Annotated in this window: 20 protein-coding genes; 9 read left to right on the top strand and 11 right to left on the bottom strand. The window is 27.9% G+C overall.

The genetic code is table 11. The annotated features are described in order from the left end of the window. Positions 1-8: 8 nt before the first annotated feature. Positions 9-1,703, bottom strand: a complete 1,695-nt coding sequence (locus tag ACKTTQ_RS07445) for a T9SS type A sorting domain-containing protein (RefSeq protein WP_408048807.1) — start codon at positions 1,701-1,703, stop codon at positions 9-11. A 165-nt stretch (positions 1,704-1,868) separates the two neighbouring features. Here ACKTTQ_RS07445 and mnmA point away from each other — a divergent pair, with 165 nt between their 5' ends. From mnmA to ACKTTQ_RS07420, 5 genes are read left to right on the top strand one after another with little or no spacing between them, the layout of a single operon-like run. Next, positions 1,869-3,056: a tRNA 2-thiouridine(34) synthase MnmA gene (gene mnmA / locus ACKTTQ_RS07440; RefSeq protein WP_113785915.1), complete on the top strand. Its 1,188-nt coding sequence runs from the start codon at positions 1,869-1,871 to the stop codon at positions 3,054-3,056. A gap of 44 nt (positions 3,057-3,100) precedes the next feature. Continuing rightward, a complete protein-coding gene (locus ACKTTQ_RS07435; protein WP_093871455.1) occupies positions 3,101-4,711 on the top strand; it encodes a S8 family serine peptidase in 1,611 nt (536 codons plus the stop codon). A 10-nt stretch (positions 4,712-4,721) separates the two neighbouring features. Continuing rightward, on the top strand, positions 4,722-5,537 hold the full coding sequence (locus tag ACKTTQ_RS07430) for a toxin-antitoxin system YwqK family antitoxin (protein WP_113785913.1): 816 nt from the start codon (positions 4,722-4,724) through the stop codon (positions 5,535-5,537). Next, positions 5,537-6,475, top strand: a complete 939-nt coding sequence (locus tag ACKTTQ_RS07425; RefSeq protein WP_408048806.1) for an NAD(P)H-dependent flavin oxidoreductase — start codon at positions 5,537-5,539, stop codon at positions 6,473-6,475. The genes ACKTTQ_RS07430 and ACKTTQ_RS07425 overlap by 1 nt, the downstream gene beginning before the upstream one ends. A gap of 3 nt (positions 6,476-6,478) precedes the next feature. Continuing rightward, a complete protein-coding gene (locus tag ACKTTQ_RS07420; protein ID WP_408048805.1) occupies positions 6,479-7,198 on the top strand; it encodes an aspartyl/asparaginyl beta-hydroxylase domain-containing protein in 720 nt (239 codons plus the stop codon). Positions 7,199-7,203: 5 nt separating this feature from the next. Here ACKTTQ_RS07420 and ACKTTQ_RS07415 read toward each other — a convergent pair whose 3' ends face one another. Then, complete coding sequence (locus tag ACKTTQ_RS07415; RefSeq protein WP_408048804.1) at positions 7,204-7,995, bottom strand: tetratricopeptide repeat protein; 792 nt, start codon at positions 7,993-7,995, stop codon at positions 7,204-7,206. Then, entirely contained in the window at positions 7,995-8,549 is a 555-nt protein-coding gene (locus ACKTTQ_RS07410) for an RNA polymerase sigma factor (protein ID WP_093871450.1), read from the bottom strand. Before ACKTTQ_RS07410 ends, ACKTTQ_RS07415 begins: the two co-directional genes overlap by 1 nt. 146 nt (positions 8,550-8,695) lie before the next feature. On the opposite strand from ACKTTQ_RS07410, the gene ACKTTQ_RS07405 reads away from it, so the two are divergent. Both ACKTTQ_RS07405 and ACKTTQ_RS07400 read left to right on the top strand, forming a co-directional pair. Continuing rightward, complete coding sequence (locus tag ACKTTQ_RS07405) at positions 8,696-9,943, top strand: S8 family peptidase (protein ID WP_408048803.1); 1,248 nt, start codon at positions 8,696-8,698, stop codon at positions 9,941-9,943. Between the two features lie 26 nt (positions 9,944-9,969). After that, a complete protein-coding gene (locus ACKTTQ_RS07400; RefSeq protein WP_408048802.1) occupies positions 9,970-12,495 on the top strand; it encodes a CHAT domain-containing protein in 2,526 nt (841 codons plus the stop codon). A gap of 2 nt (positions 12,496-12,497) precedes the next feature. Here ACKTTQ_RS07400 and ribB read toward each other — a convergent pair whose 3' ends face one another. From ribB to tpx, 6 genes are all read right to left on the bottom strand, one after another. Next, entirely contained in the window at positions 12,498-13,640 is a 1,143-nt protein-coding gene (gene ribB, locus ACKTTQ_RS07395; RefSeq protein ID WP_299134450.1) for a 3,4-dihydroxy-2-butanone-4-phosphate synthase, read from the bottom strand. A 4-nt stretch (positions 13,641-13,644) separates the two neighbouring features. Continuing rightward, the gene (locus ACKTTQ_RS07390) at positions 13,645-15,093 is read right to left on the bottom strand and encodes an LptF/LptG family permease (protein WP_093871446.1); all 1,449 of its coding nucleotides are present in this window, start codon (positions 15,091-15,093) and stop codon (positions 13,645-13,647) included. A gap of 81 nt (positions 15,094-15,174) precedes the next feature. Beyond that, the gene (locus ACKTTQ_RS07385) at positions 15,175-15,828 is read right to left on the bottom strand and encodes a LolA family protein (RefSeq protein ID WP_093871445.1); all 654 of its coding nucleotides are present in this window, start codon (positions 15,826-15,828) and stop codon (positions 15,175-15,177) included. Between the two features lie 27 nt (positions 15,829-15,855). Next, positions 15,856-18,306, bottom strand: coding sequence for an FtsK/SpoIIIE family DNA translocase (locus ACKTTQ_RS07380; protein WP_093871444.1), 2,451 nt, complete (start codon positions 18,304-18,306; stop codon positions 15,856-15,858). Positions 18,307-18,333: 27 nt separating this feature from the next. Beyond that, complete coding sequence (locus ACKTTQ_RS07375; RefSeq protein WP_093871443.1) at positions 18,334-18,714, bottom strand: diacylglycerol kinase family protein; 381 nt, start codon at positions 18,712-18,714, stop codon at positions 18,334-18,336. Between the two features lie 6 nt (positions 18,715-18,720). Beyond that, the gene (gene tpx, locus ACKTTQ_RS07370) at positions 18,721-19,218 is read right to left on the bottom strand and encodes a thiol peroxidase (protein WP_093871442.1); all 498 of its coding nucleotides are present in this window, start codon (positions 19,216-19,218) and stop codon (positions 18,721-18,723) included. A gap of 121 nt (positions 19,219-19,339) precedes the next feature. Between tpx and ACKTTQ_RS07365 the strand changes: the two genes are divergently transcribed. Then, positions 19,340-20,722 carry an MATE family efflux transporter gene (locus ACKTTQ_RS07365; protein WP_299134440.1) on the top strand — a complete coding sequence of 461 codons (1,383 nt, stop codon included), beginning with the start codon at positions 19,340-19,342 and terminating at the stop codon, positions 20,720-20,722. Beyond that, the gene (locus tag ACKTTQ_RS07360) at positions 20,709-20,933 is read left to right on the top strand and encodes a hypothetical protein (RefSeq protein WP_093871441.1); all 225 of its coding nucleotides are present in this window, start codon (positions 20,709-20,711) and stop codon (positions 20,931-20,933) included. Before ACKTTQ_RS07365 ends, ACKTTQ_RS07360 begins: the two co-directional genes overlap by 14 nt. Positions 20,934-21,002: 69 nt before the next feature. Here the strand turns inward: ACKTTQ_RS07360 and ACKTTQ_RS07355 are convergent, their stop codons facing one another. Together ACKTTQ_RS07355 and ACKTTQ_RS07350 are read right to left on the bottom strand one after the other, a co-directional pair. Continuing rightward, the gene (locus tag ACKTTQ_RS07355) at positions 21,003-21,485 is read right to left on the bottom strand and encodes a hypothetical protein (RefSeq protein ID WP_408048801.1); all 483 of its coding nucleotides are present in this window, start codon (positions 21,483-21,485) and stop codon (positions 21,003-21,005) included. 13 nt (positions 21,486-21,498) lie between these two features. Further along, a complete protein-coding gene (locus tag ACKTTQ_RS07350) occupies positions 21,499-22,434 on the bottom strand; it encodes an OmpA family protein (protein WP_408048800.1) in 936 nt (311 codons plus the stop codon). Positions 22,435-22,538 lie beyond the last annotated feature (104 nt).

Raw genomic sequence — 22,538 nt, 5'->3', positions numbered from 1 at the left:
TTTTAATATTATTTTTTTATAATTTGTAAAACTTCAGTTGTGTTTTCGTAGTTTATTCGTATAAAATAAAGCCCTTCTTTCAAATTTGAAATAGAGATTTTATTTGAAGGATTTTCCTTTTTTTCAATAAAATTTCCTTTTATATCATAAAATACAGCTGAATTAATTTTTAAAAAAGTATTAATGATTATATAATTATTTGTTGGGTTTGGGTAAAGAGTAGTGATGATTTTTGATTCAGGTTTAAATGATTTTACATGAAGAGAGTTACTCACATTTTTTAGTTCGTAAGCTCCAATATCAAATGCATTGTTTTGAGGTCTGCTAATTCCATTAAAATCATTAGTAATACCAAATTTCACTAAATCTTCACCTGTATCTACCATACTAGAGCTACTGTTTTTTGGAGTATAATTATTATTTAATGAATCTGAAAAACCAAGTGTATCAATATTTTTTGAAAGTAAATTAGAACTGATATATTTTTTCAGCATGTTTTTTTCATCTGGAGCATTAAAGTCAAAATAGTTTTCATCAATATTTTTCCATGTTCCAGTAGTTTCATAATTATTACCTGGATTTACAATAATATTATTTACAAAATAACTAGGAATAGAAGATTGTAGTGTATTTAATAAATTTGGATTTGAACTTTCTGTAATATGAGTATATAATTTAACGCCTGATTTTTCAGGGTTTATAATTGTATTGTTTAAAACATAATAGGCTCTAGTTTTGTCTTCCAATTGATGCCTACTATGTATAAAAATAGCATCAGATTTTGGATTAATCATCACGTTATTATATATCATTGTACCACTTTGAGTACTTATAAACTGCATTCCTTTACCATCGTTTAAGTTTTTGATATAATTATTATAAACTGAGTAACGACCACCTCCAATACTCATTGCAAATTTTTGATATCCATTATTTGTAGATGTACCATAACCAGTTATAGTATTATTATAAATTTGTCCATTTTTTCTCACTAAATTTACTTGAATACCATCCCAGCCAACATTTTCAATACTATTATTATATATTTCAATGTTTTCTAACCAATGAGGAAAAGCATATTCATCATTACATTTTAATCTTGTTTTAACTTTATATCCATCTGTGCTACCTATATAAAACCCTTCACCTTCAGTGTCTTTTATATAATTATCATGAAGTTTAATGTTTTTCATAATAAATCCATTTCTTCTCCAGGTTTTTGGGTTATTACATCTCGGATTTGTTTTTGCCATAAAACCAGCGAAACCAGCACGTTCTACTTTAATATGATCCATTTCTATATCACTACTAAACTCAGTAATTCCTATAGCAGTTGTATTTGCTGTAACAATAAATCCATATTTGTTTTCAGTATTACCAGTACCTGTAAATTTTATAAAAGTACTTTCTTTTAATTCTATAGCTGGATATGTTGTTTCAGAGAAAATAACTTTTCCTCCATCATTTTTAAAAATTAAAGGGTTGTTTTGTGATCCATTAAAATTAACTAGTCTAATCCCTTTATATTCACCACTAGCAATACAAAAAATATCACCAGGTTTATAATCAAATGAGTTACCATTAATAAGGTTGAAATTTGTAGCACTCAAATTGGATATGTAATGATCACAATTACAATTGTTTTGAGCAATTAATATAACTGAATGTAGAATTAGGGTAAAAAAATAAATACTTTTCTTCATAATTATATAGGTTAGTTTTTTGTGTAAAATTAAAGAGAACTTAAAAAAAAGGGGTAACCCTTTTCGGGTGAAATTTCAGTTGATTTCTGTGTTAATTGGAATTATATTGAAATGATTAATTATTGAAAAGGTATTCGTAAATTTGCACCTCACTAAAAGTAAATAATGAAAAGAGTAGTAGTAGGACTTTCAGGTGGTGTTGATAGTAGTGTTACGGCACACTTATTAAAAGAGCAAGGGTATGAGGTTATAGGTTTATTCATGAAGAATTGGCACGATGATACTGTAACTATATCTGATGAATGTCCGTGGTTAGAAGATAGTAATGATGCAATGATTGTTGCTGAAAAATTAGGAATTCCATTTCAAACTGTTGATTTAAGTGAACAATATAAAGTACGTATTGTAGATTATATGTTTAATGAGTATGAGAAAGGAAGAACTCCTAATCCTGATGTTTTATGTAATCGTGAAATTAAATTTGATGTATTTATGGATATTGCATTAAGTTTAGGAGCAGATTATGTTGCTACAGGACATTACTGTAGAAAAGCAGAAGAAATTATTGATGGTAAGCCTGTATATAAATTATTAGGTGGTAAGGATACTAATAAAGATCAATCGTATTTTTTATGTCAGTTATCTCAAAAACAATTATCAAAAGCTTTATTTCCAATTGGTGAATTAACGAAGCCAGAGGTTAGAGAGATAGCTAAAGAGGCAGATTTAATAACAGCTGATAAAAAAGATAGTCAAGGTTTATGTTTTATAGGTAAAGTACGTTTACCAGATTTTTTACAGCAAAAATTACAACCAAAAGAAGGGGTTATTATTCAAATACCCTCAGATTTTGAGGGATATAATCGTTCAGTCACTCAATTTGAAAATAAAGAGGCTGAATTAGCGTATTTTTCTACAAAGTTCGTTTATACGAAAGAAGATGGTAAAGTTGTAGGAAAACATCAAGGAGCTCATTATTTTACAAAAGGACAACGTAAAGGATTAGCAGTAGGAGGAACAAAAGAACCTTTATTTGTTATAGAAACTGATGTTGATGAAAATGTAATTTATACTGGAGAAGGAAAAAATCATAAAGGATTATACCGTAATGTTTTATTTGTTTCTAATGAAGAATTACATTGGGTACGTAAAGATTTAGCATTAAAATCTGGTGAAACTTTGGAAGTAGAAGGAAGGATACGCTATCGTCAAAAATTAGAAAAAGCAATGTTACATAAAGTTGAAAAAGGATTATATGTTGAATTTGATAATCCACAATCAGCAATTCAAGAAGGTCAATTTGTAGCTTGGTATAAAGAAGAAGAGTTACTGGGTTCAGGAGTTATTAGTTAGCTTGTTTTTATAAAAATAATAATAAAAGTAGTAATTTAGTCAACATGAAAAAATTACTACTTTTTTGCGTTTTATTATTTAGCTCTTATCTCTTTTCTCAAGAAGATGCATGGGTTATTTTGAAAGATAAACCTAGTGCTTCTAACTATTTATCTAATCCTTTAACTATGTTATCCCAACGTTCTTTAGATAGGAGAACGAAACAGAAGATAGCATTAGACGAAAAGGATGTACCAGTACATAGTAGTTATTATAATCAAATTAAAGGAGCTGATGGTATAACAGTTTTAGCAAAGTCAAAATGGTTAAATGCAATTCATATTAGAGGAGAAAAATCAAAAATTGATGCTTTAAAAACTACATTTAATTTTATAGATAAAATTGAATTTGCTAATAGATCATTAAACGCTAGAACTACTGTTTCAACAAAAAAAGTGAAAGCATCACATTATAATAAATTTTCATCAGTAAAAGAAGACTTCAATTATGGGTTAACTTCTAGTCAAATAACTATGATAAAAGCTGATTTTTTACATAAAAAAGGTTTTACAGGTAAGGGAATGCAAATAGCTGTTATTGATGCAGGTTTTCCAAATGTAAATATATTAAGTGCTTTTAAAAGGATTAGAGATAATAATAAAATTCTTGGAGGTTATGACTTTGTTAACAGAAGTACTAACTTTTATTCAGGTCATAATCACGGAACTAATGTTTTGTCAGATATTTCAGGATATATTAAAGATCAATTTGTAGGAACAGCGCCTGACGCATCGTTTTATCTTTTTATTACAGAAGATGTTTCTAATGAAGGACCTTTAGAAGAAAGTTTGTGGGTTGAGGCTGCTGAAAGGTCAGATAGTTTAGGTGTAGATGTAATTAATACATCTTTAGGGTATACTACATTTGATAACGCAAATTATAGTCATACCTATGCTGATATGGATGGGAAAACAGCTTTTATTTCAAGAGGAGCAGAAATAGGAGTTTCAAGAGGTATGATATTGGTTACTTCAGCTGGGAATGATGGTAATAAATCATGGAAATATATTTCTGCTCCAGCAGATGCTGCTTCTGTTTTTACGATTGGAGCTGTTGATGCCACAGAAACGATAGCCTCTTTTAGTTCATTTGGACCTACAGCAGATGGAAGGGTAAAACCAGATGTTTTAGCACATGGACGTAATGTTTATGTTATCAATCATCAAACAGGAATTCCATCAACATCAAATGGAACTTCTTTTTCTTCACCGGTTATGGCTGGAGCAGTAGCGTCTTTTTGGCAAGCTTTTCCTTCAAAAACGAATGTAGAAATAATGAATATGATTAGAGAGTCTGCAGATAAATATAGCAATCCAACAAATCAGTATGGGTATGGTGTACCAGATTTGGAACAGGCGTATAATAAAACATTGTCATCAGAAGATAATGACAAAGAAGAGTTTAAGATATTTCCAAACCCTGTAAAGGATCATTTAATAATTTCTTTTACTGATACTATTAATGAGGTAATTGTTTATAGCGTTCTAGGACAAGAAGTATACAAGAACATTTCTAACTCTAATATAATAAATGTGTCATCACTTAATAAAGGTGTATATATATTACAAATTAAAAGTGGAAGGAAAATTGAAAAAATTAAGTTTATAAAAAAATAAGAAATTAAAATTGAAAAAGAATTTTATTATTATAACATTATTGTTGTTATGTGTAAATAATTTATTTAGTCAAAAAGATTCAATTGTAAATTATATAAATCATAAAGAAAAAATTACAAAAAGAAAAAAAGAAGCTAAATTTATAGAAACTATAGTAAAAAAGGATACTATTTGGGTAGGATCACTTTATTTTAGAAATGGAAAATTAGCAAAAAGAGGAGCTTATAAATTTAAAGATAAGAAAAACCCACAAGGGAAATTTGTTGAATTTTATAGAAATGGAAATTTAAAAAAGACATTTTCGTTTAATAAAGATGGTGATTTAAATGGTATTGTTAAATCATGGTTTTATAATGGAGGTGTAGATAATACATTATTTTATATTAATGGAGTAAAGACTGGAATATGGAAGTATTACCATACTAACGGGAATATAGCCTGTAGGCAATATTTTTCTAAAGGGAAGTTAATGAAAACATTATTATATAACGAAAATGGTGTAAAAGTAAAAAAAGAGTTGATAGAGCGTAAAAAACTTTTATTTAAAGGAGGAGATAGTAAGGTTTTTTTTAAAAGAATTAAAAAAATGTACAGTACATTAATTACATCAGGTTTTCAGATAAATGGAAGAGTTTATTTAAATTTCATAGTAACCTCTAAAGGAAAAATGATTGTAAATACAAGTGATAAAATACCAATAGATTTAAAAAATAGGTTAAAAATTTATTTCAAAAATATAAAAGGATGGGAACCAGCTATTCATATGAGTAGAAAAGTCCCCGTTCATTTTAGTACACCATTTCATTTTTATACAAGTTTTAATTAATGCAAAATAAAATAACAACATTATTTAATATAGAATACCCTATTATTCAAGGAGGAATGATATGGGTAAGTGGTTGGAAACTTGCTTCAGCAGTTTCTAATGCAGGAGGTTTAGGATTAATAGGTGCAGGTTCAATGTACCCTGATGTATTAAGAGAGCACATTCAAAAATGTAAGAAAGCTACAAATAAACCTTTTGGAGTTAATGTACCAATGTTGTATCCTGATATAGAAAAAATCATGGATATTATTATTGAAGAAGGAGTGAAAATTGTTTTTACTTCAGCAGGAAACCCTAAAACATGGACAAATTTTTTAAAAGATATAGGTATTACAGTTGTTCATGTTGTAAGCTCTGTGAAGTTTGCTTTAAAAGCTGAAGCAGCTGGAGTTGATGCAGTGGTATGTGAAGGGTTTGAAGCTGGCGGACATAATGGGCGTGAAGAAACAACTACTTTTACATTAATCCCCATGGTTAAAGAACAAGTTAAAATACCTGTAATTGCAGCTGGAGGAATAGGGTCAGGTAGAGGAATGTTAGCAGCAATGGTATTAGGTGCAGATGGAGTACAAGTAGGTAGCCGTTTTGCAGCTACGATAGAGTCATCAGCTCATGATAAATTTAAAGAAACAATAGTTGAGGTTAAAGATGGAGGTACTCATTTAACATTAAAAGAGTTAGCTCCTGTTAGATTGGTAAAGAATAAATTTTACAATGAAGTACAAGAACTGTATCAGAAGAACCCTACAATAGAAGAAATTAAAGATTTATTGGGGAGGGCTCGTGCTAAACGAGGAATGTTTGAAGGTGATTTAGAGGAAGGCGAATTAGAGATAGGACAAATAGCAGGATTAATTCATAAAATAAAACCAGCTAAAGATGTATTAGATGATATAATGAAAGAATTTACTAGAGTTAAAAGTGAAATGCTAGGATAAATAATGGAAAAAGAAAAAGGAGTTAGGTTTTTAAAATTACCTTTTCAGTTTAATGTTGAAAAACTTCAGAATGAGTTACAAACAATTGTTACTTCTAAATGGAATGATCATTTTAATAAAACAGGTTACGAAGGGAGTTGGAAATCAATAGCTTTATATGCTGAAAATGGTGATGAGAATAATATTTATGCGTCCATAGAAAAAGTAAAAATAACTGAAACTCCTTTCTTAAAAGAATGTCCATATCTTAAAGAAGTTATAAATACCTTTAAAAGTTCATTAATTTCAGTAAGATTACTAAACTTAGAAAAAGGCTCAAAAATAAAACCTCATAGAGATTATAAACTTGGATATGAAGACAATTGTTTTCGTATCCATGTTCCTATAATTACTAATAATAAGGTAACTTTTTTATTAGATGATGAAATTGTTGATATGAAAGTTGGAGAATGTTGGTATACAAACGTAAACTATATACATTCAGTTTCAAATTTAGGAGATACAGATAGAATTCATTTAGTTATTGATTTAGAAAGAAACCAATGGTCAGATAACTTATTTTTTTCTCTTGCTGAAAAGGAACGCTTTTTTATACTTGAGAATTCTTCTCAAGTACATGATAAGGCAACCATTCAACAAATGATAAACGAACTTAAATTACAAAACACACCAGCATCTAAAGAACTAATTATTCAATTAGAAAATCAACTGTTAATTAAATAAATCTCCTATTTTATATTTTTAATTTTCTCTGAGAGCTCTTTAGCTTTCGTATAATTATAATTTTCTTTGTTATTAAGGATTATAGTTAACGTTTTTTTAGCATCAGTTAATTTATTCTGATTCAAAAGAATTAAAAGCTTATACCAATACCCTCTTGAGCTTTCTAATGAGTTAGTGTTTATTAATTTGTCAAAAATAATAGAAGCATTTTTAAAATCGTTTAACTTGACATAAGAAGTTCCTATGTAGATTAATTCATAAGGAGCTTTATTTGTAGGTATATTAAAAGCAATAATTTTTTTATATTCTTTAGCGTTGTACAGTATTTCTAATTCTGAAAGAGTATTACTTTCTCCTTTTTCAATTAAAGAAGGTAGGTTGTTCCAATCAGCATATTCATTATATAAACTTAGAGAATTTTGTTGGGAGTTGTAAAATAACATAAAAGAAATTAAAATAACCGCAGCTATTGAAGCAATAAACTTGGTTACTAGTTTTATAGTTTTTTTATTTGAGTTTTTATGTTTTTTAGTACTTTCTTTAATAAATTTTGAAGTTTGTCTTAATTCATCTGACTTTAATTGTTGTTTAATGTCATTAATTAAATTGATGTTATAAATATTTTGATTGTGTTGAATGCTAGGATCCTCAAAAGATTCATGAATTGCAATTTGAAGTAAAACTTCTTCTTTAAGCAATTCATCTGATTTTATTTTTTTTTCAAAAACAGAACGTTCTTCTATGTTCATTTCGTTATGTAAGTAACGTTCAATTTCTTCTTGTGTTTTTTCTTCCATCACTTTAGTTTATTATAACGACGATCCTTTTTTATTAATGAAATCAACTTAGTTTTACATTTAAAAACTCGTTGTCTAATAGTATTTATTGTACTATACGAAAACTCTTCTAATAATTCTTGATACCCCATTCCATTAAAATAGTTACCTAAAATTTCTTTACAATTTGAAGAGAGTTTATGAAAAGCATCTCGATATAAATCTCTTCTTTCTTGTTGAATAATTAATAAGCTTAAATCATCATCTTTATCTTCTAGTGGTAAAACATTATTATTTATTACCTGTTTATTTTTATTTTTTAATGAAGTTTTCCAAATGTTTTTACAAATGGTGAAAAAATAGCCTTCAAAAGAGTTTATTTTTAAGGCTTGTTTTTTATGAGCAACTATTAAGTACATTAAGGCATCATGAAAAACATCTTCTACATCTTCTTCTTTTCCTTTATTGGCTAAAATAAAAGAACTAACTTTTCTATAAAATTTTGTGTATATCTCTGCAGTTATTTTTTCATTCCCTTTCAATAAAGCATTTAAATACCTTTCACTTTCTGTCATAAATTTAAAATATAGTTCAAAAATAAATTAATTTAATAAAATAAATGGGTAATGATTTTAATAATTTTAAGCCTATAATTATAGTAATATAAATTAAAAATAGTAATATTACTAAGTTTCCTAAAATAATTATAAACAGAAAAACAATGAAACTCTTAAAATTATTATTTGTTTTAACTCTATGTTTAGGCTTTGTTGAGTGTACAGTAAATGATACTGAATTAACAGAAAATCAAGCAAAATCAAGAATGATTAAAACAAAAAAAGTTATTCTACCAACACCAAGATATTCAAAAACTGAACTTATTATTAAGTTTAGAGAAGGGGTAAGTACTAGTAAAAAACAAAAATTGAGAAAACTCTATGAGGTTGTCAAATACCAATTTTGTGATTTATGTGATGATAAATTAATAGAGAAATGGGATTTTGGAAGTAATGCGGATGTTGAAGATAAAAAATTAACTATACAAGGTGGAAGTGGAGGCCCGGAAGGGGATATTTCAAATGTAGATAATGAATTTGTATTTCATTTAGAAAATGAAAATAATTCAGGAATGTCAAATACTGATAATAATAGTTTTATATCTCAAATTGTACCGAATAATACGGGAGTAACAATTGGTGTGTTAGATACTGGAGTCAATGCGAACTATCCATTGTTTGTAACTCCTTTTTTATATAATTCTTCTGGGGTTAATATGGCTAATGAATTATCGGGATGGGATTTTGTAAATCACGACAATGATTTTTATGATGATTATGAATTAATTCATGGAACAAAAGTTACTTATATTGTTAACAATAAATTGAATGAACAAGGGGTGCCACATCAAATTTTACCAGTAAAAGTATGTGATCAAAACGGGATAGCTAGCTATTTTAATATTTTATGTGGTTTAAAATATGCTTTACCAAGAGTTCATATTGTTCAAATGAGTTTAGGTTGGTATGATAATAATACATATGTTAACTCTATTTTTAATGACTTAATTACAGAATATAATAATGTTTTAATTGTTACTTCAGCAGGAAATTCTGGTGTTAATAATGATTATGTAAGTCATTATCCTTCATCATATCCACAAGGTAATATTTTAGCAATAGCAGCATCAGATTCAGAGAGAAATAATATTGCTTCTTTTTCCAATTATGGAATAAATACCGTAGATTTTTATGCTCCTGGCCACAATATTTTGTTTTATGATATTTTAGGCACTCCTGTATATATTTCAGGAACTTCATACGCTGCACCTTTAGTAACAGCAATTTCTGCCAAAGTATTATTTGAGTCTGGAATGTTATATAGTCCCAACCAAATTATAGACGCATTAAATGTTATAGGTGTAAATCAATTGTATTCGAGACCTGTAAAATATAATAAATTGTTAAATTAGTATTCCATAATAATAATGAGATACTTATGAATCGATTTCTTTTTCTTTTTTTATCGTTTTTAATCATTCATCAAAAATCCTTTAGTCAAAGTAAACTAAATCAAGAAAAAGAAATCGATTCTATTTATAAATTAAATATTGAGAATACATTAAAAACTCAAATTTTAGAAGAATTTATAACTAAAAGAGAAAATTTAACTAAAGAGAATATATCGTATGCTTATCATAAGCAAGGTATTTTATATTCATTTGAAAATAATTATGAAAAAGCAATTTCTGTTACACAGAAATCAATTAGTATAAGAATAGATACTGATTCAATTAACTATTATAAATTAAATAATAGTTTTTATAATTTAAACTATTACTATAAGGTTCAGGGTAATGAGAAAAAGCAAAAAGAAATAATTATAAAACTGCAAAGTCAACCTGTAAAAAATAAATTTACTTATAAATCATATATAGATTTAGGGTTTATTTTTACTAATAAAGGTGATTATTTTAATGCTTTAATAAATTTTAATAAAGTAATTGAAAACTATACATCTTATAAAGATCCAAGAACTTTATTAAAAGCTCATGAAGCAGTGATTGCTACTTATAGTTATATAGATGAAACAAAAAGGTATTTAGAAGAAATAAATTATCATATAAACAGTATTGATAATATTTTAAAAAATCATAATTATCTTTCTACTGATATAGGCTATAAAAATAATTTAGCAAATATTTACGAAAACTTAAATAAGCCATTTAAAGTTATTGAGTTGTATAAACAGGTACTAAAAGTTTATGAAGAAAAGAATGATTTTGGTAATGTAGGTAGAGTATACAGTAATATAGGAAGGGTATATAATAAGTTAAAGAAAAGGAAAAAAGCAAATTATTTTTTTGATAAAGCATTAGAAATTAAAACAGATAAAAAAGCAATTGCTGCTGTAAATAGTAATATGGGAGATTATTTAACTCCTGAAATTAAAATACGTTATAATAAAAAGGCGATAGGCATTCTTTTAGATAGAGGTTATGATGAAACCGTACTTAGTTTAAAAGAAATTACGAATTCAGATTATACGTTAGATATTCTTGACTATTTAATAGAAAACGTAGAAGCTAGTATTAAAAATTATGAATCGACTTTAAAAAATGATGATTTAAATAAAGCAATTGAAATAAGTATTTTAGTTGATAAACTTATTTCGTTTATTAGATTAGAAAGTATTGTTGATACTTCTAAGCTGTTTTGGATACGCAAAGCAGCTAGTTTTTACATGAAAGCTGTTACTTTATCGTATTATAAAAATGATGTTTCTCAAGCATTTTATTTTATGGAAAAAAATAAGGCTTTATTATTATTAGAAGGATTAAATAATACTAAGGGCAGTAACAAAAAAGAATCTTTAATAATTAGTTTAGAAGAAAGTATTAGACAACATATAGGTAAAGAAAAAAACTTGGTAGAGTATATTTTAAATGAAAAAAGAGGTTTTGGAATTTTTTGTAATGAGAATGAAAAAATATTTTACAAATTAGAAAACGTACCAGAATTAATTAATCAAGTTGATAGTTTAAAAAATAAAATGTCTAAATATTTTATTTATAAAGATGATAAAGAAAAATACAAGAGGTTAGCAAATAATGTATTTTTAAAACTATTTCCTTTTAAAAATTCTATTAAGAAAATAAAAAATAAAGGATTAATAGTAATTCCAGATTATAAATTACAACGTATTAATTTTGAAGCATTAATTCCAGATGCCTTAACAGGTGAATACTTATTAGAGCATACAGAGATTAATTATTTATTATCAGCTTCAGTATTTGAAAAATTAAATAGGAACACTAAGAAATCGATTGATAAAATATTGGCATTTGCTCCAGTAGATTTTAATCAAAAAACTCTTCAATCACTTAAAAGAAGTAAAAAGGCAATGCAAGAAGTTGCATCAATTTGTGAAACTGAGTTATTTATAGAGGAGAAATCTACAAAAGAAACTTTTATAAAAGAGTTAAAAAATTATTCAATAATACATTTAAACACTCATGCTGGTTTAAATAAAATAGATAATGATCCATGGATAGCTTTCCGGGATAAAAAAATTAATTTAAAGGAGTTATTGAGTTTGTCAAATAATGCAGAGTTAGTAGTTTTAGATGCTTGTAATGGAGCTTCAGGAAAACAAGAAATAGGTGAGGGAATTATGAGTTTGTCTAGAGGTTTTTTTAGAGGAGGAGCAAAGAGTGTGATTACAACACAATGGAAAGCAAATGAAAAGTCAACTAATGAAATTTTAAAAGTATTTTATAAAGAATTAAGTGCAGGTAAAACAAAGTTGAAGGCTCTAAATATAGCAAAGAAAGACTATTTAAAAACGCATCAATTAAGTGAAACATCACCATATTTTTGGGCATCTGTAATATTAATTGGAAATCCAGATAGTATAAAAATAATACCCAGTACTAATTACAGTAACTGGGTATGGATATTATTGTTTATAACTTTAGGCGTTATATTTTTATTCCTAAAAAGAAATAAATTGTTTTTAAAGTAAAATTAATAATTAACGTAGTCAACTATTTCTAAACCGTATCCAATCATACCAACACGTTTAGTTTGTTGAGAATTAGATACTAAACGTAGTTTATGAATGTGTAAATCATGAAGAATTTGAGCTCCAATACCAAAATCTCTATTATCCATTACAACATTTGGAGCTTTCATTATACCATTTGCTTGATTTTCTTTTAAGCTTTTAAGTCTGTTTAATAAATTTAAAGATTGAGCTTGCTGATTTATAAAAAGAATAGCACCTCTCCCTTCTTCATTTATCACCTTAAACATTTGATCAAGTTTTTTATCAGCATTATTGGTTAATGTACCAAGTATATCGTTATTTACTAGAGTTGAATTAATTCTTGTTAATATTGATTCATTTTTAGTCCAACTTCCTTTTGTTAATGCTATATGAACTTGGTTATTAGTTGTTTGTTGGTAAGCACGTAAACGAAAATCACCAAAACGAGTTTGAATAGTATAATCTTCTTTTTTCTCTATTAAAGAATCATGCTCCATTCTGTAAGCAACTAAATCTTCAATAGAAACAATTTTTAAGTCGAATTTTTTTGCAACCTCTAAAAGTTGAGGTAAACGGGCCATTGTTCCATCTTCATTCATTATTTCAACAATAACACCAGCAGGTTTTAAACCAGCTAAACGAGCAAAATCAATAGCAGCTTCTGTGTGGCCAGTTCTTCTTAAAACACCTCCGTTTTTAGCTCTTAGAGGAAAAATATGACCAGGTCTTGCTAAATCAAATGATCTAGTTTTAGAATTAACTAAAGCTTCAATAGTTTTGGCTCTATCAGATGCAGAAATACCTGTAGTTACTCCATTACCTCTTAAATCAACAGATACAGTAAAAGCAGTTTCCATAGGGTCAGTATTGTTACTAACCATCATACCTAGTTCTAGCTCTTTACATCTACTTTCAGTTAAGGGAGTACAAATTAATCCGCGTCCATGTGTAGCCATAAAATTAACCATTTCTGGAGTAATTTTTTCTGCAGCAGCAAGAAAATCACCTTCATTTTCTCGATCTTCATCATCTACTACAATAATAACTCTACCTTTTTTTATATCTTCTATAGCTTCTTCAATTGAATTTAATTGAATTTTAGGAGTTGTATGTGTTGTCATTTAGTTAAGTTGTTTTCTCTTTTTTAGAGAATATATTTTTAAAAAATGTTGTTATTGGTATAAATAAGTTACTAATACTGAATAACCCTTTGTCTTTAGCAGCTCTTATAGTTAATGTAAGGGCTAAAGGTAACATTAAAACTACAGCTAACCAAGAACCTAATAAGGCAGTTACAGAACTCTCTTCTGCCATATTTCTTCCAAATGTATTTGTGAAAAAATACAAAACATATATTGAGATAGCTAAAATCATAGGAAGTCCCATTCCACCTTTTCTTATAATAGAACCTAATGGAGCTCCAATAAAAAATAATAAAAGACAAGATAAAGAAAAGGCTATTCTATTATAATATTCAATGTCATGGTGGTTAAGCCATTTTCTTCTGTTTTTTAAAGGTTCTTTATATGATTTATTATTACTTAAAGTTCTATCTATTTTAGAAATAGCAATGTTTAAAATGTTAGTTTTCTCTCTAAGTTCAAAGTTGTTTAATATGGTTGGAGATAACTCTTTGTTAATAAGAGAATCTGGGTAGTTATGAAGGTCTTCAACATCTAGAGTAAGAAATAGGTTTTTAGCTCTACTAGCAATATATTCATCATATCCTTTTTTAAGGGCAGGAATAGTATCTTTTAATTGCCCTAAACTTAGCATGTTGAAGTTTTTTGTATATTTTAATTCATCTAAATCTGTATTGTCAAGTGAAGAGATATCAATATTTATAATGTATTCTTCAAAATTAGCATGAGAGGCAGGCATTTTTTTCCTTTCTTCAAATGTTTCTCCTGATTTTCTATGATGTTCAAAATAATATCCATCATTAAGTATCAAGGTCATATAACGACTACCTTGTTCTGAAGTAATTTTACCTCTTTTAGCTGTAATTATTTTATTATTCCCTCTTTTAGAAGATAAGTCATAAATTAAAACTTTTTTTAATAAGTTTTTTTCTTCACCGTATTTTTCTTCAAATTTAATTTGATAATTAGGTATTTCTGTATTAAAACTACCAGGCACTAATGCTAAAGCAGGCTGTTTCTTTTTTATATTAGCTTTTAAATTTAGTTGTTTTAAAACTGCATATGGGTATACATAATTTAAAAATAAAAAATTAATAGAGCTTAAAAAGACAGCTAAGAAAACGAGAGGACGAACCATTCTTTGTAAAGATACTCCTGCTGATTTTGCTGCTGCAAATTCGTAGTTTTCTGATAAACTACCTAAAGTCATTATTGAAGATAGTAATACACCAATAGGTAAGGCCTGTGGTGCAGCCATAAGAGTAGAGTACCACAAAAACTTAAGTATTATAAAAATACCAATTCCTTTACCTGCAAAATTATCAAAAGCTAACCATAGCATTTGCATTATTAATACAAATAATATAATTAGAAAAGTTGTTAAAAAAGGAATTAAAAAACTTTTTAAAATATATCTGTCTAGTGTTTTCACAGAAACAAAGGTAGTTTGTTAGTTTTATAAAAACCTAAAAGTTTTGTTATTGTTTAAATAATAACAAAACTTTTAGATTATTTAGTCAATTAAGTAACCTTGACTAGTGTATTTTTCTTTATTGAAAGAGAAGTATTTTTCTGAAATAGGTTGATTACTTTTAAATTTAGTAATTGTAAATGTAGTTTCAGCTCCATTTGATCCTATTTGTACTAACTTATATATATGTTTTGTTTTTGCATCTATACCAAGTTTTACTTTTATAATATCAGAGTTACTATCAATTGGAGTTAGATCAACATATTGAACTTTACGCCCTTTATGATTCTTTAATTTTCCCATTTTGTAATTATAACCTTCTTTATAAAAAGTTAGAAGTTTTGAAGGGTAGATGAATCCATCTTCTTCTTCAAGGTCTCCATTAGAAATATTTATTTCTTTTTCATCATGGTTAATTACCGCAAGCTTTTTACCATCAAATAAAAAGTTGTTACCTAAATATTCTAAATTATATTTTTCTCCAGCGATTGTTATATTACCACGAATAGGAGGATCGTTTGTTATGCCAGCTTCTTTATTTACTAAAGTAGAGTTAAAGCCTATTACCATATTTTTATATGCTCCCATTTTTGTAGAAACTTCATCTAGTAAAAGTTTTGCTTTTGACGAAGAATCTTGAGCTATTGTATTAAAACTTATAAATATTCCTATAAAAAATAAACCTATGTTTTTCATTTGATATATGATTTCCGTTTTCGGATTTTAATTGTTGTTTTTTTCGTTTTCTAGTAATTGATCTAAAGATACTAAATCAGGAACTAAAACTTGCCTAGCTTTACTACCTTCAAAAGGGCCTACAATACCAGCAGCTTCTAATTGATCAATTAATCTACCTGCTCTATTATACCCTAATTTTAGTTTACGTTGTAATAATGAAGCTGAACCTTGTTGAGCCGTTACAATAACTTCAGCAGCATCTTTAAATAATTTGTCGCGATCTGCTATATCAATATCAACATTTGTGCCACCATCTTCACCAACATACTCAGGAAGCAAATGTGCGTCAGGATATGCACGTTGTGAACCAATAAAATCAGTTATTTTTTCAACCTCAGGAGTATCTACAAATGCACATTGAATACGTGTAATATCATTTCCTCCAGAATATAACATATCACCTCTACCTATTAATTGATCAGCACCAGGAGCATCCAAAATAGTTCTACTATCTATCTTTGAAGTTACTCTGAAGGCTATTCGAGAAGGGAAATTTGCTTTAATAATACCAGTAATTACGTTAACGGAAGGTCTTTGAGTTGCTACGATTAAATGAATTCCAATGGCACGAGCTAATTGTGCTAAACGAGCAATAGGTGTTTCTACTTCCTTACCTGCTGTCATAATTAAATCGGCAAATTCATCAATTACTAAAACGATATATGGTAAAAATTGATGACCATTTTCAGGATTCAATTTTCTAGCTTTAAATTTAGTGTTATACTCTTTAATGTTACGAACCATTGCATTTTTAAGAAGATCGTAGCGAGCATCCATTTCAATACATAATGAATTTAAAGTATTTACAACTTTGGTTGTATCTGTTATAATTGCTTCTCCTTCATCAGGTAATTTAGCAAGATAATGACGCTCAATTTTATTAAATAAAGTAAGTTCTACTTTTTTAGGATCTACCAGTACAAATTTTACTTCAGCTGGGTGTTTTTTATATAAGAGTGAAGTTAATATAGCGTTTAAACCTACTGATTTACCTTGTCCAGTTGCACCAGCCATTAATAAGTGAGGCATTTTAGCTAAATCAACAACAAAAGTTTCATTAGAAATGGTTTTACCAAAAGCGATAGGTAATTCCATAGGTGATTCTTGAAATTTCTTAGAAGAAATAACAGAATGCATTGAAACTATGGTAGATTTTTTATTTGGTACTTCGATACCAATAGTTCCTTTTCCTGGAATAGGAGCAATAATACGAATACCTAAAGCGGCTAATGATAAAGCGATATCATCTTCTAAATTTTTTATTTTTGAAATTCGTACCCCAGCTTCGGGTACAATTTCATACAAAGTAATAGTAGGACCAACTGTTGCTTTTATTTGAGCAATACCAATTTTGTAGTTCTTTAAAGTTTCTACAATTTGATTTTTATTAGCTTCTAATTCAGCAGGGTCTACAGAGATACTTTCATGATATTCCTTTAATAAGTTAAATGTTGGGAATTTAAAGTTACCTAATTCTAATTTAGGATCGAATTCTCCAAAATCTTTTACTAATTGGTCAGATAAATTTTCCGACACACTTTTTTCTTCAGCAATTTTTTCAATTGCAACTTCAACTTCTTTTATAGTTTCTTCAGAAATTTTTAACTCAGGAGTTTCGGTAGAGGTAATATCTAAAGAAATCTCTTTGTCATCTTCTTTTTTAATTGACTGTTGATTAACATTAGAATGGTTTGTTATAGTAGGCTGTAGGTTTTCTACTGAAAGTTCAAAATCAGATTTCTCATTATCAGCCTCTTCTTTATGAATTTCTCTAGCAGTTTTTTCAATAGCTTCTTGCTCAATTTTAGCAGCTTTTTCAGCTTCTTTTTGTTGTTTTTTAGCATCTATGTTCTCAACTATAGCGTCAGGGTCAATACTAAATCGAATAATTAAATAAGCTATAAAGAAAAAAAGTAATAAAATAATTAATCCCGTTTTACCTATAAATGTTTGAAGGTATTCATTAAGTTCAAACCCAATTATACCTGATAAAACAGCATATTTACTTTCAACAAAACCAAGAGAAATAGCAGTCCAAAGCATACCTAATAATCCCCAGTTCCATGAAGTAATAATTTTTCTTAAATTAGTTTGTAAAAGTATTCGTGCTCCAGTAAAAAAAAGTATAACATTTAAAATGAAAGCACCTAGTCCAAAACCTCTAAATACTATAAGGTTACTTAATTTTGCACCTACTTTACCTAATAAATTTTGAGTTGGTAATTGCCTGTTAGAGAATTGCTGTAATGAGCTTTGATCTTCTTGCCATGAATAGAAAAAAGAAATAAAAGCTACGGTTAAAAAAATTGAGAAAAGGATTAGAAAAGCACCAAAAATAGTTTGGTTTTGTCTGTTCTTAATAAATACCCCAATCTTAGTAAATATAGAGATTTCACTTTTTTTACTTTTAACAGTTGTCTTCTTTTTTTTTACCATATATGTTAATTGACAATAGTCTAAACGCTAAAATATAGCTATAATTTTAGGAACGTAAATAATACTTGCAATAATAAGTGCAATAAGAGCAGCAAAAGCAGGTGCTCCTGCTGCAATATCTTTTATAAAACCTATTTTTTTATGATAATCTGGATGTATGAAATCGGCTACTTTTTCTACAGCTGTGTTTAAAGCTTCAGCTACTAAAACTAGGCCAATTGTTAATAATTGAATCATCCATTCGGTAGTTGATATAGAAAAGTAGAATCCCATTAAAGTACTTAATAAACCTATAAAAGTTTGAGCTTTAATACTATCTTCTGTAGTTAGTAATAGCCACATTCCTTTAACAGCAAATTTGATACTTCTTAATCTACCTTTTATAAATCCATCATTTGGGTTTTTCATATAAAACTATAATGCTTTTAAGGCAGCGTCATAATTAGGTTCATCAACTACTTCACTTACTTGTTCAGTATATGTTACGTTTCCTTCTTCGTTAACTACAACTATACAACGAGAATGTAAACTTTTTAAAGGACCATTAGCTATTTCTAATCCATAATGTTTACCAAAATCACCAGTCGCGAAATCAGATAGCATTACAACGTTTTCAATACCTTCAGCTCCACAAAAACGTCCTTGAGCAAAAGGCAAATCTCTTGAAATACATAAAACTTTGGTGTTTTCTAAACTAGCAGCTTTTTTATTAAACTCTCTAACTGAAGTAGCACAAGTTCCAGTATCTACACTTGGAAATATATTTAAAATTAGCTTGTTACCAGAAAAATCGCTTAATTTTTTTTCGGATAAATCACCAGCTATTAAATTAAAATCAGGTGCTTTTGTATTTGTGTTCGGTAAGTTTCCAACAGTCTCTAAAGGATTTCCTTGTAATGTTATTTTTGCCATTTTTTTCAAATTTAATCAGTTTTCAAAGGTAGTTAAATAATTTAAAAAATGGAGGTAATAAAATATTTTGACCTTTAAAAAGAAGTATCTTCGCAGATTAAAAATAATAGAGTAAAACAAATTGAATTTTAAGGAATACACATCTGAGTTTAGTTATAATTGGAAACTTGCAGCACCAGTAATGTTGGGCATGTTAGGACATACGTTTGTTAGTTTTGTAGATAACATAATGGTGGGGCAATTAGGAACAGCAGAGTTAGCAGCAGTATCATTAGGGAATAGTTTTATGTTTATAGCTATGTCGCTAGGAATTGGTTTCTCTACAGCTATAACTCCTTTAATAGCTGAAGCAGATTCATCAAACAACTTTGATAAGGCAAAGTCAACATTTAAGCATGGATTATTTTTATGCATAAGTATGGGAGTTTTAATGTTTTTAGGAGTTTATTTCTCTAAGCCTTTATTATATTTTATGAAGCAACCAACTGAAGTAGTTGATTTAGCAATTCCATACTTAGATTTAGTGGCTTTTTCTTTAATTCCTATGATTATTTTCCAAGGATTTAAACAATTTAGTGATGGAATGTCTATGACTAAGTATCCTATGTATGCTACCTTATTAGCAAATGTTTCTAATGTTTTATTAAACTATGTATTAATTTTTGGAAAGTTTGGGTTCCCAGCAATGGGAATTGTAGGAGCAGCATATGGAACTCTATTGTCAAGATTTATAATGGTCATTTATTTGTGGTGGTTGTTGACTAAAAATGAACGATCTAAAAAACTTGTAACAAATATTAAATTATTTGTTTTAGATAGTTTAATGTTGAGAAAAATTATAAATTTAGGAGCACCAAGTGCCATGCAAATGTTTTTTGAAGTAGCTATTTTTACAGCGGCTATTTGGTTGAGTGGTTTGTTAGGTAAAAATCCACAAGCAGCTAATCAAATTGCCTTGAACCTTTCATCAATGACATTCATGGTTGCGATGGGCTTAGGAGTCACCTCTATGATTAGAGTAGGTAACCAAAAAGGGCTACAAAAATATAATGAATTAAGAAGAATAGCTTTTTCTATATTTTTATTAGGAACAATATTAGCTGTCGGTTTTTGCTTTTTATTTTTTGCGTTACATGAATATTTACCACATTTATATATAGATTCAAATGATGTAGAAAATTACGCTGATAATATGGAAGTGTTAAAGTTGGCATCGAATTTATTAATAGCTGCAGCTTTTTTTCAAATTAGCGATAGTATTCAGGTAATGGTATTGGGGGCTTTACGTGGGTTACAAGACGTTAAAATACCAACAATAATAACATTTATATCTTATTGGATTATTGGTTTTCCTATTAGTTTTTATTTTGGTAAGGAAAGCATGTATGGTAGTTTTGGAATTTGGTTAGGGTTACTAGCTGGATTAACCACAGCTTCAATTCTTTTATATTTACGATTTAATTATTTAACTTTAAAACTGATAAACAATAATGAACTTACCTAAATTTTTACTAGCAGATAATAGTAATCATCCTGACGATGTTTTTGTATTACATACTGAATATCCTCGTTTTTTAATTAATCTTAAAGATGATGAAATAGAATGGTTTGAAGATTTAACTGGTGAAAAAGAAGAGGATGTGGCTACAGAATTGGCCGATTTAATGGATAAAGCAGGCGAGTTTTATGATGAAGAAATGAAGAAGTATGAATAGTAATTAATTTATGGTTAAAAATAATAAAAATATTTCCCTAATAAATAAGTGTTTATTAGAGAAATATTTTTATTTTCCCTTACTATTTAAAAGATCTTTTGCTTGTCCTTTCCAATTATCTCGAACAATTCTACCTGGAAAGAATTGAATTAAATCTGTTATAGTGATTATGTCTTCATTGGTAAGATTGTTTATTTGTTTATAGGTATAAATGCCTATGCTATTTAGTTTTGTTTCAATAAAACCACCAATTCCTTTAATTTGGGTTAAATCATTTTTGTCTTTTTCAGTAGCAATACCAATTTTATTAAAGTCAAGCTCTTTAGGTTGTTTTATTTCTATACCACCTCTTTCTACGGTTTTTTTCGCACGTATGGTTGATTGCATTTCATTTCTTAATTCTGTTATTGTTTCTGAGTTTTCGTTTAATTCTGATTTGTATTTATTCTTGAAATAAAACCAAGAAAATATATAACCAATTAAAAAGGAACCCAACATCCAAAAAAAGAATTCAAGTAAATGTGATGTTTTGGTTGTTAAAAATAAAATCATGTTTAAGGGGAGGTTAATTAATTATTACTTCAATTCGTCTATTCTTTTTTCTAGCTTTTAGAGTTTTATTGTTGGTAATAGGAGAGGTTTCTCCTTTAGATTGAACGCTAATTCTATTTTTATCTATACCGTTTTTAGTAAAGTACTCAGCAACAAGGTTAGCTCTTTCTAATCCAATAAGTTGATTAGTTTCAGTGTTACCTTGATTGTCAGTGTGTCCAATAATTGTTATTTTCTTAGACAAATGCTTTTTAAGGTAATTCTTAATTTCAAAAGTGTAAGTTAACAAGGCTTTAGTTGGCTCTAAACTACTTTTTCTAAAAGAAATGTATAGTGTTTTGTGTGAAATTTCTTTTTCTATAAGAACACGTTTACTTTCAGAGATATTTTTAACCAATATGGTTACGCCATCTGCATAATATCCTTCTTTATCGTATTTATATTCTTTTACCGTTGCTTTAGATGTAATTCTATTTGAGTTTATACCATATTTAACTAATTTGTTTTTGAGATTGTTTGCTCTTGCTATTCCAAAATTAGTTTTATCAGTCAATATTTCATTTACTTTGTAAACTGCATTTATAACTATTTCCTTACCATTATTACTGTTTAAAAAGTTAAATATAGAATCTTTAAAATAGTAAAATTTCTTAGGAAGAAGTACTCTTGTATGTGCTGAATTAGTTATAAATTTGTCATTAAAAACCAAAGGAAAAGTATTGGCGTTCATTTTAACTTGCTTTTTTAAAATAGCCTTAGTTATCTCAGCTTTTTTTAAAATCTCCTTTTTTGTAGTATCAGTTTTTTTATTCGATAAACTTGACTGTTTATTTTCTATTGCATTTACTTTAGTCTCTAACGAATCATAATTTTCATTAGGATTGTAAAGAAAGAGAGCTAAAGCAGCCCAACATAAAAAAACGAGAAAAGCTTTTAAAAAGTTTCTCATGGTTAAGGGGTAGTAGGTTTGGTTTTAAGCACATAAAGTTATAAAAAACTTTTATTAAATCAAATTTTTTATAAAACGTAGTAATGTTTTATGTTTTTAAATGA

Origin of the sequence: Tenacibaculum halocynthiae (assembly GCF_964512825.1) — a bacterium.
GTDB classification, from domain to species: Bacteria; Bacteroidota; Bacteroidia; order Flavobacteriales; family Flavobacteriaceae; genus Polaribacter; species Polaribacter halocynthiae.
The sequence above is the reverse complement of the archived record's forward strand: the minus strand, read 5'-3'. Positions and strand labels throughout refer to the sequence as shown.